Source organism: Rickettsiales endosymbiont of Peranema trichophorum, assembly GCF_004210275.1.
GTDB lineage: Bacteria > Pseudomonadota > Alphaproteobacteria > Rickettsiales > Midichloriaceae > RICK02.
This window is the reverse complement of record NZ_SCFA01000077.1, coordinates 1-14,120: the sequence shown is the minus strand read 5'-3', so window position 1 is coordinate 14,120 and position 14,120 is coordinate 1. Positions and strand designations below refer to the sequence as shown.

The window sequence follows — 14,120 nt, the reverse complement described above, 5'->3', positions numbered from 1 at the left end:
ATGTGACGACCTCAGAGCAAACGGCTTCCTCATCAAAAAGTTTCGACCTGTGGTCTCTCTCAATCCTGCAACCCTTGAGCACTATCCAATCATTCAAAATATTGCAAGGTTTTACGTTTACGACTTGTCCAAAGAGTGTGGCCACATCTCTGCAGATTGGGCAGTACCAGCGGATGGGCTCTATTTTAGCTTTGATCTCAAGCATTACTTCACAGAACCATCAAGTAAAGTGTACTTGGTTAAAGTATACGATGAGCTCGGAGGATTTGCGTTGCTAAATAAAGCTACAGAAAATCCAGACAACACTTGGAACCTAGCTGAATTTTTTATTATAGCAAAGTTCCAAGGCCAGGGAATTGCAAAGCATGTCGCACATAGGATATGGGATATGAACCCTGGTAGATGGGAAGTCGCAGCTATTCCGGAGCACAAGAGCGCTATTGCTTTTTGGACAAATACAATCAAGCAATTTACCAATGGGCTTTTTGACGTTTCAACCCAACAAATTGCATACGACAAGCATCAGCCCAGAAGAGTAATCTTCACATTTGATACAGCACTGTGTAAAACAGTGTGAACAACCTCCTCTTCCTTTATATGTCTGAAGGTCCCCATGTCAGATCTCTTTTTAGCATATAAATGAGGCCTGTACCAGGCTCAATACATGCCAGATGAACCCATCCATTGCAAAAGAGTCTTTGCGGTATTTGCTGGCCTCTAATCACTAGATCTATTAGCTCCCGTGGAGCATACACTATGGTGGTGAGTCTCTGGGGCTTATGATACGGCTTCACATCGTCTATATATAATGACTGAAGTGGTAGCCCTGTCATCAGATCGCTAGCATTACCTTGAATGACACCCATCTTACCTGTAATATTCTTTGTAATCTTGCTACCGCTGCCATATGCCACATTATCAAGAGTTGCAAACAGATATTGTGAGTTGATCCAATGAGCCACAACCATTGAAGCTCCTAGAATTGTCCCCAACAGCGCACCTTCTTTGGAATCACAGCGATAATAATAGGAGTGAAGAAAGCATTCCCCCTTCAGATCTATGTTTCTTGTTATGTGTCTTGGGCCTACTATTAAAGCTTTATTCCCAGCGAGGCCCCACTCAGGTCTAGCTTCCGACCAATCTTGAGAGCGTCTAAGTGCACAGTATGTCGCTTTGTCTGGAGTGATATCCCCTGCTATACTACGAAGTCGTCTGAGATTGTTGACTTCTCTTGCATGCTTCAAATCACGTCGCAACTTCTCCAGCTTCAATGGGTGTAACGCCTCACATTTTTCGACATCGTAAAAAGTCACTGCATCTGTAGTGGTATCGTGTTCCGCCGCAACGAAAATCGTCTCTTTAGGTATTTTGATGCCACTTTTGAACAGTTGAGTTCGTACTTCTATGTCATTTAAAATATCCACTATGATACGTGCGTTAGGTCCTCCATGCTTAGCACCGCAAGCACCACAGTCTAGGCCTGTAGCGTATGGATTATTTTGCGTTGTGCTACCATGTCCACAAAACACTACGATCGTTGCAAAATTTTTGGTCAACCCCATCATTTTCAAAAGCGTTTCTGCGCAAAGAACACGGTCCTCTAAGCTTAATCTGTCCATCACAAGCTTGGTGTTGATCGGTCTGCGTATAAAACGCATTAAAAAAGCTTGGAGTCTTGAAGCTAATAGAGGGGTTAAAGAGCGCAGTACCATCAATAAACCAGCCATCATACCTAAACCCTCGGCTAAAGCAAAAGGCGTGGTAGAGGTATATTTCAAGGACTGATATAATCGCTTGAACGTTACCACCATTTTATAGCTTTGACGGTCTTCATTGTAATCCTTGTCATTACATGGCAATTCATCTACAACATGTGAAGGGAGTAGCAGGACTGGGCAGGAGTTGTATTGGGTCCCTGTTACCTTGTTAGCGATCTGTACTGGTACACCAAAAAAACCAGCAACACTAAAAGTGTTGTAATTGCCCCTGCCTTCCAAAGCCTTACGAAATGGTTCAGCACGAACATCCATACAAAACACGAGCTGTATCTCATCAACACGTTCAAGATCAAGATCTTCCACAGCCTCTTTGCTCAATTCTCTAAACAAAGCGGTCCTATAATTTACCTCCAGTTTCTCCATTGCTAGTAGTCTGATTATACTGTCATCGGATGATTTCTTGGCATCCTCATACCACCCTAGCATAGCACCCGCTTCTGGGTATAACACACATGCTATGCTCAGACGAACCGCAATGTAATCGAGCTGCGAGATCGAAGGTGAGCGTGTATTGTCAGGATTGTGACAAGACCATTCTGTGAGGTATTTGACGTACGAGGCCCAACCCGGTAATGTGGCCACCATTATCCTCAAAAATCCCTCACAATCCTCACTGGCAATTCCCAACTTTGATATGCATTCTTTGATCGCATCTTCTGAGTTAATCGGCAGCTGCTCAAGCCATTGTTTATCCATCTCATTTTTGCAGAGGCTCTTGTCATATATGCACAGTCGTCTCCAGGCCTCGTACAAGCCCTTGGCTCTAAATGGCATTTGAATGGTGGCTTGTCCAGCATCGCAATATGCTTGAAGCCATTTGATAGTTTCGCGATTCACATCTTCAATACCCTTAGGCAATGCTTTTTGCTCAAAATATACTGCAGCATTTTGCAAAGCCTCTTCAATCGGTAAATCCTCCATCCCATGCAACGGATTGATTGCAATTAATTTTTGAAGTGGCCAAAGCGGTTGAACAATCTTAAAACTTTGCTTTACTGCTTCTTGAATATTTTTCACTACTGTATTCTTTTACAAGTATTCATAATGTTTTCGGCAGGCTGTTACCGTCTTTGAAGCAGGTTGACTTGCGTTCAGAGCTACCACATAACACATTGCTCTCCATGAACTATCATTGTCTTGCCTTTCAGCTTTCTTTAGAAGTAAAACGACTAACCACATTATAGTCATAATGATCGCTCCAAGAATGTGGTAAATGCTTAAAGCTTGTGGCTGCATTAGCCCTATGGACTCTGTCATATCAACGATGAAGTGTACTGTATAACCATAAAATAATCCAGCAGAAGCCGTGGCGATAATCACTACACAAAGATTACTTTCATCTTTTCTGCTTAATATCGCTATTGCAAATTGTATACTGATTAAAAAAGACAACCAAAGCAGTATGAGCCTGGTATCTAGGACACACTCTTGGCCAGTTGCAAATGCAAATCCACATGCACCAAAAATGCCACAAAGAATCGAGCGATACAGAACTGATAAGCTATAATCACAGAACATATCAAATCTTTGTTCTTTGGATGCACTACCACTGCTTAAAAAAAGGTATGCTTTAAATAAACCATGCAATGCCAAATGTGCAACTGCGGCTGAAAACAAACCCATTCCACACTGGGCAAACATGAACCCCATTTGGCTCATGGTGGAACAGGCGAGCATCCGCTTGACATCTGTTTGAATTAACTTCCATATCGTCCCTAGCACTGCTGTTAGCATACCAAGCACAAAAATTGATGTCATGAGATGCCCATACTGAAGATACATATGTGCGAACCGGGCTAAAAGAAAGCCACCGCCGTTTACAAGCCCTGCATGCATCATTGCCGAAACCGGCGTTGGAGAGTTTAACGAGCTAATTAGCCAACGATGAAATGGCCATATTCCCGATTGGGCCATAGCAGCTACAAGAAGCAACACCAAAGCTAATAGTATCCAATTGGAGATCTGATGTTGTTCTACTATAGCTTTGATGCTCGTATGACCTGTAGCAAAATACAGAATTACTAACCCAAACAACATACAGGAAGCACCGACCAAGTAATTTGTAGCTGCAAGTATGCCGGAAGCCTTAGCAGCCCTCCACCGGGGCTTATGAATCATTAAGGACACTAGCAGCGCGTTATTTAGACACCATGTCATAAATAGCATCATGATCTCATCAGTCGTCACCATCAGCGATACCGATGCAGTAAGTATGATAAGCTGAATAAAGAAAGCACGATACTTAATGTCCCCCTTCATATAGCGCCTAGCAAAGCTACCAACGCATAAGGCTACAAAAAAGACCAAGGCTACCATGAGAAGCCCTAATCCATCTGGCATGTCAAAACATTTACTTATCATGAAAAGTCGTTACCACTACCAATCACTTATCAAACACCTTCAGAACACTCACCCAATACGAATCGTATGTGTTCCCATGTCAAATGTTCGTATGTCAACTCGCATGTCAAAGCTAACACTTGCTCCTAACCCTATGTTTCATGCTCTTAATATGATTTGCCTAGACATTAACATACCAAATACAATCACCACAAGTAAGTAAAGTGGGCAGTATTTGCATTGAGCATAGAAACTTAAAGACGGTGTAGGTATTTGAGACAAAAAGGTGGCTTGGGAGTTTATTTCTGTAGTTTGTACCAAACGGCCCATTGGATCAATCATTGCTGAAGGACCGGTATTTGAGACGATTAGAGTGCTAATGCCAAACTCTATGGCCCGCATTCTTGTCATCATAAAGTGATGATGTGGCCCCATGCTTTCACCAAACCAGTTATTATTGGTTAAATTTAATAGCAGCGCCACATCTTTCAAATCATACGACGATATCAAGTACGGAAAGATGGATTCATAACAAACTAAAGGGAGCACCTTCAGTGAAGCATCCCCTATGGTATCTCCTATGGTGAGTGTTTCAGTTTTGTTGCCGTGTGAAAAATCAGCCAAACCAGGTACGACTTTTTGTATCAAATTTGGTAACACGTGACGGAACGGTATGTATTCACCAAATGGCACCAGAATCCTCTTATCGTATACTCCTTTTATGTCCCCAATGTTGTTTAGCACGATAATGGAATTATAAAATTTCATAGTGTCGCTGGTCGCTTCTATTCTGTCCACTCCTGTAATGAGGTACCCATTTTTTGGCAGTATTGTAGCCAATGCCAAATAAAGATCTGAATTGTCGTATACGCCAAAAGGTAAAGCTGCTTCTGGCCATACGATAATATCAGCACTCTTTTTAGAAAAATCACCCATTATAGGATCATTTGTCAGGGCTGTTTGAGACAAATTTAATAATTGTCTCAAATTGTTGTATTTCTGAGCAACATCTGACGTACCTTTAAAGTTTGGCTGTACCGCGTATATTTTGTAGGGCAATACCTTAAGGACATTCTGATTGTTGACACGCCAATAACCGTAACAATAGATAGAAATAAGCGCAACCAACGTACATGAAATAAATGTCTTGTTTTTAGAATAAATGGATGTTGCAAATATACACATTATCCAACTGAGAAAGTGGACACCTACTATGCTTGCTATCTGTGCTAGGTATATTGAGCTGGATGCTGTATAACCAAGCAAGTTCCATGGAAATGGAAGCACCAGATAACTCCTGATTATCTCGCCAATCACCCAAATCGTCGCGAATGAAATGACATATAGTACTCTGTGTTGTTTGAAACGGTCTGCCAGGACTGCGACTATCCCTATGAACAGAGACATACAAAAAGGAAGCAGTACCAAAACAAAAGGAATCACCCATAGAAATTCTCTAAAATGATCCAAAATCGAGTACGTTATCCAATATAAACTTGTTAGAAAGTGTCCATAACCAAAGCAAAAACCTGTCCAAAATTTGCTTCTTTGGACGTTATCAAGCAAAACCAACAAAATGATGAACGCAAAGGGGAGCGCAAGTATAAAATCAAAGGGACTAAATGCGATCGTTAACAAAGCGCCAGCACAAAAGGCAACAGCAAAGTGTATAAATCTATTATTAGATTTTACAATGTAAGGCTCAGTGGATTGCATCGTTTTTAATCAATTTCGTTAAAATAAGTAATACACATCACGGCAGAATTCTGGTAGGATTTAGTACCGTATTTCTAATTTCCATATGTAAAAACCGACATGTTCCCTATCATGCTCATTGCTGCAGCAGTTCTTTTAGTATTTCTATTGTTTGTGGTCATTTTACAAAGGTATAAACATCATAAAATCCAGCTCTATCAACTTTCAGCAGATCATGCCAATCTAAAGGAGGGATTGTATCAGAATTTTACACAACTGCAAGAAATGATAAGAGGAGAATGTATGTCATTAAGCTCCTCAATGTCGGGGCAATTGCAAAATATCTCAAGCATGCAGAGGGATCAGTTAACCATCTTTGGCAATCAAATATCAGAGTTAACGAGGCTTAACGAGATGAAGTTTGAGACGCTACGACAGACTTTGGATAACAACCTTCAGAGACTACAAAATAACACCACGTCTCAGTTAGACAAAATAAGGTCAACCGTAGAAGAAAAGCTTCATGAAACGCTTGAGAAGAAGCTTGATGCATCATTTCAAATAGTGAGCGACAGATTGGAAGCGGTGTACAAAAGCTTGGGAGAGATGCAAACTCTAGCTCACGGGGTTGGAGACCTCAAAAAGATATTTTCCAACATCAAAGTACGCGGCACATGGGGAGAAGTACAGCTTGAGACACTTATCGCACAGATTTTAACACCTACTCAGTATTCCAAAAACGTACAGATAAGGCCTTCAAGCAATGACAGAGTTGAGTATGCTATAAAACTCCCAGGCAGTGACATTAATAGCAACATATGGCTGCCTATAGATGCCAAATTTCCATTAGAGGACTTTCAAAGGCTATTAGAGGTCCAAGAGAGGGGTGTGACGAGTGAAATAGATGCACAAAGAAAAGCCTTTGAAAGCAAAATCAAGTTATGTGCCAGAACGATATCGGAGAAGTATGTTCATCCTCCTATTACTACGGATTTTGCAATCATGTTTCTTCCAATAGAGTCATTATATGCTGAAGTACTCAAAATCAACGGACTGATAGAATTTCTGCAAAGGGAGTACAGAATAGTTATCACATGCCCTACTACCTTTTTAGCAATATTAAACAGCTTACAGATGGGTTTTAGAACACTTGCGATACAACGGCACTCGCAGGAGATATGCCACATCTTGGAAGCTATCAAGTACGAATTTGCCAAGTTTGCAGATGCTTTAGGTCGCATGAAGGTAAAAATAGAGCAAGCTGGTAAAGAAATAGACAACGCAGAGGCCAAAACCCGTCTTATTCAAAAGAAATTGGACGATGCAGGTAACATTGGGATGCTCACCCATCAGGAGTGATACGAATTTCCAAAAATCGGCATGATACCAATTCTCATTTTTAAATGGGCCAAACGGATTTTGTGAAACTCGGCTCTGCGCACGTATTTCAATACGCTTACGCAGCCTCATCCTCAAATCCATTTGCCTGATTTAATCTGAAACTTGGTATCACTTAGCTTCATCATCCTTGATCTCCTCAAACTCAGCATCTACTACCTTATCTGTTGTAGCACTCTCACTGCCCTGTGTAGCACCGGCGTCATAACGCTCTCCAGAGGTTTCTGGACCCTGCTGCTGATATGCAGCTTGCCCCAGCTTCATGCTAACTTGACTTAAGGCCTCAGTCTTTGCTTTAATGTCATCAGTATCCTCAGTCTCCAGAGCTTTTTTAAGATTTGTGATAGCTAATTCAACTTCCGCTCTATCTGCTTGAGGCACTTTATCCCCCAGCTCTTTTAAACTTTTCTCTATGGAATATGCTAAGCTGTCTCCATGGTTTTTGGTCTCCACAAACTCCTTGCGTTTAGCATCTTCACCGGCATGAGTCTCTGCATCCTTGACCATCTGCTCAATCTCCGCTTCCGACAAACCACCTGAAGCCTGAATCGTAATCTTCTGCTGCTTGTTGGTTGCCTTGTCAAGCGCCGATACGTGTAGTATACCATTGGCATCGATGTCAAACGTTACTTCGATTTGTGGTAACCCTCTAGGAGCTGGAGGAATGCCCTCAAGATTAAACTGCCCTAAGAACTTGTTATGCGCGGCTATCTTACGTTCCCCTTGAAATACTCTAATGGTGACTGCGGTCTGATTATCATCTGCCGTAGAAAACACCTGACTTTTCTTAGTTGGAATCGTTGTGTTCCTCTCTATCAGTGGTGTAAAGACTCCGCCTAGAGTTTCCAGTCCTATGGATAATGGGCTGACATCTAGCAATACTATATCCTTGACGTCTCCGGTCAGCACACCACCTTGTATAGCCGCTCCTATTGCGACAACCTCATCTGGGTTGACCCCTTTGTGTGGCTCCTTACCAAAAAATTCTTTTACAGTTTGAATAACCTTAGGTACCCTTGTCATACCTCCTACAAGAACCACTTCATCTATGTTGCTGACGTTCATACCAGCATCTTTTAAAGCAGCTTTGCATGGTTCTATAGTTTGCTTGATCAGATCTTCTACAAGGCTTTCAAACTTGGCTCTTGTCATTTTTAAGTGGAGATGCTTTGGACCAGATGCATCTGCTGTAATGTATGGCAAATTAATATCAGTCTCCAGCGTATTGGAAAGCTCCATCTTTGCTTTTTCAGCTGCTTCTTTAAGACGCTGCAGTGCGATTGGATCTTTTGCCAAATCTATGCCGTTTTCTTTTTTAAATTCGTCACATAGATATGACAATATTCTAATATCAAAGTCTTCACCTCCAAGGAAGGTATTACCGTTTGTGGACTTCACTTCAAAGATACCTTCGCCTATTTCAAGTATCGAAACGTCAAATGTGCCACCTCCCAAGTCGTATACGACTATGGTCTTGGATCCAGATTTATCAAGGCCATACGCCAAAGCTGCTGCAGTTGGCTCATTTATTATTCTTAAAACTTCAAGGCCCGCTATTTTACCTGCATCTTTTGTCGCTTGTCTCTGAGCATCGTTAAAATATGCTGGAACTGTAATCACTGCTTTCGTTACCGCTTCACCGAGAAAATTTTCTGCGGTTTCCTTCATTTTTTGAAGAACAAAAGCACTGATCTGACTAGGAGCATATTTTTCTCCTTTGGATTCCACCCAAGCGTCTCCGTTCTGTGCCTTTGCTATTTTGTACGGGACTTTTGAAGCTAACTCTTGTGTTTTTGGATCTTCAAATGTGCGTCCTATAAGCCTTTTCACTGCAAAAACTGTGTTAGCAGGGTTAGTAACGGTTTGACGTTTTGCAGGTTGTCCTACTAGGCGCTCTTTGTCTGTAAATGCAACTACAGAAGGAGTAGTTCTGCTTCCCTCAGAGTTTTCAAGGACCCTAGGGTTTTTACCTTCCATAATTGCAACGCATGAGTTTGTAGTACCCAAATCTATTCCAATGACTTTGCTCATATTAATTCACCTATTTAATAAATTTACGATAATAACCTATAGGTCATATAGGTGTTAAGATCATGAATTACAATATGTAGCTTAGCAAAAAATTTTATGTATTTGTTTGTTAAAATAGATTCTACAAAATCAGGCAAAATAAGCGTTCCACGAAAGACACCATAAGTTTAGATTTAGCATATAAAAACTGCAACAGTAAAATATTAGTTGACCTACTTCACTGAGTGGCTTTAACCTGAAGGAAATAAGGGGGCATCAAAGTAAACCGTGTCACTACTAAGTGGTATCAAATATATTGAAGATAACAATTTTTTTGTCAGGGAGACGATTGCAGACTGCATACCGATCGCTTGCCATTATGACGCAAATACACTTCTGACAAAAAATGGGCAACTGCTGCAAATCATTAGAGTACCAGGATTTGAACCGCATGATGACAAGTTCCGCAAGGTCAATCTTAGGGAACTAGTACGTGAAGTTGTCAAAGATGTAATTGTCAATAGTGGATACGCTGTGTACGTTCATGTCTTGAGGGATAGAAGGGACATTCGCCAGCATGCTTCCCTGCCTTTTGGATTTGCTGATATGTTGGATAAAAAGTGGTCTAAGAAAAACAACTGGGACCAGCAATTTGTGAATACATTATTTATTACAATTGTAGGTCATGCTGTCAATATACCACTGTTTAATCCAGTCAGCTTTGTTTTTAGTGCAATCAAGCATAAATACTTCAAGCACTTGGAAAGCACAGCAGCTGACCTTAGCAGATTAACAGCAGAAATAGAAAAAAGGATAGAAAGATTTTCTGCTAAAGCACTGACGATTGTTCCTTCAAAACGTGGCATGTTGTCCGAGCCACTTTGGTTTTACCGCAATTTAGTGCAGTTTATTGATCGTCCAAGCGCACTACCGATAAAAGACTTATCTGAATCATTGTCTAATATTGATATTCGCCATCAATTTAACACCATGGAGATAGTAAGTAACGAGTCTACCAGATATGTCGCTATGTATACTGTCAAACAAGCCCAAAATCTACCGGTCGAGGTGTATGACAAACTGCTACAATTGGGAACCAAATTCGTCATCTCTGAGGTGATATATCCAATGCCTCCTACAATTGGAGGTAAGGAGTACAACAGAATCTGTGATATTCTTGCAGCATCAAAATCAACTGGGATTATTGCTAATAACGATTTGGGGACTATAGCTAAACTGGGTCAAGATGCCAGCTATTGTGCACATCAAATCACTATAGCCATATGCAGCGATCATATCGATTTTTTTCAAGCAAAGATCAATATGATTACCAAAGTCTGCAAAGAAATTGGTATTTTGATAGTACGAGAGGACTTTAACATGGCAAGGTGCTTTTGGGCACAGTTGCCTGGTAATTTCAAGTTTATTTGTAGACCACAGTACACCGTATGCGAACTTACCTGCCCTCTCAGTTCTATACATCATCAAAACAGAGGAGTATACAACGGCAGCAAATGGGGACCATACGTCCTGCTTTTTAGAAACTTTGATGGTAACCCTTATTACTTTAACTTTCATAGAGGGGAAAGTGGTAATACCCTGGTTGTAGGGCCAAAAGGAGCTGGTAAAACTGTTTTGATGAGATTTTTTATAACCCAAACGATGAAACTTGCTCCCAAAGTGATATATATCAATCTTGAGGGAAGATCGGCAAACTTTACAAAGGCCATAGGTGGTACCTACATCAACTTAAAACTCAGTGAATTTGGTGCAGTCAAAATTTGTCCTTGGGATATGGGGCTAGTCAACAACGATATTAAAGCCATGGAAAAACTGCTGACAAAAATGTTGCTTCCTGATATATCCCCGACAGCAGATCAGCAAACTTTTATTAGTAGCATTGTAACAGCTGCTTTTGGTTCCGAAGGGCCACAAACAAAAGATGAAAAGTATCTTGTGATACAAAAAATGATACAAGAATCTTCAGATCCTCTCATGAAACGTTGTTTAAATGGACTATTGAGTGCTGAAGTATATTCAAAATTTTTTGATGAAGACTACTTGGATTGTTTTAAGGAAGACATGATATCTATAGATTTATCAGAGTTATCATCCGCGCCTGCAGTATTTGAAATGCTTGGATTATTAATAGCCCTAAAACTGGAGTCCTTGCTACAAGGTCAACCAACGATAGTGGTAATCGATAAATTTGACCTACTGTTAAAAAACGAAGTATTCGCTCAAATTTATGATGTATGGCTACGTACATTGACGTCTTTAAATGCAATTGCGTTTGTGGCCTTGGATCCTAGCTCGTACGATTGTAGTACGCTGACACAATCCTTGGAGGCTTTTGCTACCAAGATATTTATGTCTGATAAGTTTGCCAATAGGACTTTAGCAGATACATTTCAACTATCCGAATGGGAGCTAATAAAAATCAAGAGCTATGATCAATACCATAGGATGTTTTTGGTCAAACAGCTCGGGGACTCAATAATCGGAGTGTTGAACCTATCGGAATTTCAAGAAGAACTAAGTACCCTAATATCGTGAAATGAGTGTCGAGATATGTCGTTATACTTTATACCATCGTCATCTTTGATCCATAATAATATAATGGAAAGGACTCCACCAGCTGTGTATTTGAGCATGATCTTTACATTTCTGATGTGTTTATTACCCTATACAACAAACGCGTGCGATGATGATGGAGCAGATGGTAAGAAAGGTTTTGTTAGACGTTTTTGTAAACCAAAATTTCCAAGCTTTGGAGAGAGTATGGAGTTGACGATAACTGGTTCTGACTCAGATCCAAAGTATAAATTATCAAGAAAATACTGCTGGTTTAGGAATATTTTCAAACATGACGCTCCATGTGCAACTAGTTGGGGAGATATTCATTCGTTTGAATATGGGAGTACAGAACTAGAGTCCGGACAAACGTTTAATCTCGGCAGTAGGAAATGGTGTATGATTCGTTATAAAAAAGGTGATAAGCTCCCGTCTGGTGAGACCTATTCTGATAATATTCCAGCAGTACACGCTTATACTATTAATGTATTTACCGGAAGTTGTAGGGAGACCGGCACACACGTGACATTGTACGTGAATGAGCCGATTCCTCCTGGTCCAAATTTCAGCAAGGTTATGCCTGCGTTGGTCTCTGTGACCGTTGACGATCAGATTCCGCCCGCCAGCTCATTTGAAGAGCCTATGATCACTATTAAAGCTGGAGGGGGCGATTCAAGCAAGACTTTTCAAAATTTAACCCTGAAGTATAGTTTTGATCAAACAACTCCAAACGAATCTTTATGTCAATCATTTCAAAGTATACAATCTATCAGCGATCAGATATATTGCGCAACCATAGATGATACCAGGCCTTGGGAGGTCTGCGCATGTCAGGCGAGCGCGGCAACAACAAGTGAACCTGTGATGTGCGTTAAAAAGTTGGGATGCGTTCCAAGGTTAGTTCCAGAGTCTTCTCGCATTAAAATTATAGCAGAAAATGTAGAAAATATCATCAACAATCCAGACGGTACGCAGGAGCCAGATGATAGGCCTACAATGCGTGTAATGTTCGTACGTACCAACTCTGACGGGTTGCTTAGAACGATATCAGATGGCAAAGAAGGCGTGCCGATCAAGATAGGAGATGACGGAAAAAGGTATCGAGTTCACAACGGTACACAAGAGTTAGTAGGCGAAGTGGAAGACGTTCAATACAATACATTGCCAACATCACCCACTGATTCAAATACCATCAAAGAGTACTACAAAGATACTGTTTATACTGATGGACAAAGATTGGATGGATTGGCTCACGATCTCAAATCTTTCTACAAAGTACCGCTAATGACATTTATTCCAAAGTATACGGAGAACAAGATTTTTGAAAGGATTTGGTACTACAAAGTAGACTACAGTGAAAGTAGTGATTCAATCTCAGGAGCAGGAAAGTGTGTAAGATTTTTAGAGGGCAGTAAGAATGATTCCCACAACAGTAGACAAGGCATGGTTCCACAAGGGCCTAGAGATTCAACATTATGCTGCCCAGACTTCATACAAGACAAGACACAATGTGCTATTCCCCCGGACACATCTTGCCCTACGTACTCTACTGCGCCGATACCAAAACAAAGCGATACAAAAGCGGTATCAGCCTATTGTCCAGGTATTTATACTGGACTAAACAACCTGGATATGATTTGTTTAGTCTCTGGAGCCTCATTTCCGGAGGACATGGACTCTAACTTATCAAATCAAGCAAAAGAAAACATTGCGAAATGGAAACAAATTATTAACGAAGCTGATCCTGCTGTCTGTGATACTTTAGCAATAGGTTTACCGAAGGTGACGGACAGTACAACGCCTAGTAGCAGGAATGGGTATGCGCTATGGGGCAAAGGCCGTACCAAGGCTACACGCTGTGCTATGGGCTTCACTCAGAAGGTATCGGTTAAGGCTATGTTAAAAAATCCTAGTACACCAGTATCGTTGGGGGAGCAAGAAGCATTAAAAGAGGCGGAAGATATGGTCAATAAGCTTCAAAATGAGGCGGACAATGCTAATACTAATATTGACACCAGCATGTTACAGGATACGAATTACATCACATTTTATGTGAAGACACTACCACTACCAGAGAGGAGCGCTCGGCGGGATTCAACAAACCACAAAGTGATTAGAGCCATTATTGGCTCACCTTGTGTCAAAGCTCCAAATGGCTCTTGATGTGGTAATACCTTATTATCTTGTGTACTGTATCATACCAAATTTCAGATTAAATCAGGCAAATGGATTTGAGGATGAGGCTGCGTAAGCGTATTGAAATACGTGCGCAGAGCCGAGTTTCACAAAATCCGTTTTGAATCATTTAAAAATGAGATTTGGTAT

Annotated in this window: 8 protein-coding genes; 4 read left to right on the top strand and 4 right to left on the bottom strand. The window is 40.9% G+C overall.

Features of this window, described 5'->3' with window-relative positions:
• On the top strand, nucleotides 1–577 hold a 577-nt coding region (locus EDM53_RS06435; RefSeq protein ID WP_410528559.1), incomplete at its 5' end, for a GNAT family N-acetyltransferase.
• A gap of 16 nt (nucleotides 578–593) precedes the next feature.
• Here EDM53_RS06435 and EDM53_RS04000 read toward each other — a convergent pair.
• From EDM53_RS04000 to lnt, 3 genes are all read right to left on the bottom strand, one after another.
• On the bottom strand, nucleotides 594–2,795 hold the full coding sequence (locus tag EDM53_RS04000) for a DUF2309 domain-containing protein (protein ID WP_130122382.1): 2,202 nt from the start codon (nucleotides 2,793–2,795) through the stop codon (nucleotides 594–596).
• Between the two features lie 12 nt (nucleotides 2,796–2,807).
• Nucleotides 2,808–4,139, bottom strand: coding sequence for a proton-conducting transporter transmembrane domain-containing protein (locus EDM53_RS03995; protein ID WP_130122381.1), 1,332 nt, complete (start codon nucleotides 4,137–4,139; stop codon nucleotides 2,808–2,810).
• Between the two features lie 138 nt (nucleotides 4,140–4,277).
• Nucleotides 4,278–5,834, bottom strand: coding sequence for an apolipoprotein N-acyltransferase (gene lnt, locus EDM53_RS03990; RefSeq protein ID WP_130122380.1), 1,557 nt, complete (start codon nucleotides 5,832–5,834; stop codon nucleotides 4,278–4,280).
• 99 nt (nucleotides 5,835–5,933) lie between these two features.
• On the opposite strand from lnt, the gene EDM53_RS03985 reads away from it, so the two are divergent.
• Entirely contained in the window at nucleotides 5,934–7,172 is a 1,239-nt protein-coding gene (locus tag EDM53_RS03985) for a DNA recombination protein RmuC (RefSeq protein ID WP_130122379.1), read from the top strand.
• Nucleotides 7,173–7,322: 150 nt separating this feature from the next.
• On the opposite strand, the gene dnaK is transcribed toward EDM53_RS03985, so the two are convergent.
• The gene (gene dnaK / locus EDM53_RS03980; protein WP_130122378.1) at nucleotides 7,323–9,242 is read right to left on the bottom strand and encodes a molecular chaperone DnaK; all 1,920 of its coding nucleotides are present in this window, start codon (nucleotides 9,240–9,242) and stop codon (nucleotides 7,323–7,325) included.
• Between the two features lie 267 nt (nucleotides 9,243–9,509).
• Between dnaK and EDM53_RS03975 the strand changes: the two genes are divergently transcribed.
• Nucleotides 9,510–11,777: a VirB4 family type IV secretion/conjugal transfer ATPase gene (locus EDM53_RS03975; protein ID WP_130122377.1), complete on the top strand. Its 2,268-nt coding sequence runs from the start codon at nucleotides 9,510–9,512 to the stop codon at nucleotides 11,775–11,777.
• A 15-nt stretch (nucleotides 11,778–11,792) separates the two neighbouring features.
• The gene (locus EDM53_RS03970; RefSeq protein ID WP_130122376.1) at nucleotides 11,793–13,958 is read left to right on the top strand and encodes a hypothetical protein; all 2,166 of its coding nucleotides are present in this window, start codon (nucleotides 11,793–11,795) and stop codon (nucleotides 13,956–13,958) included.
• Nucleotides 13,959–14,120: the final 162 nt, after the last annotated feature.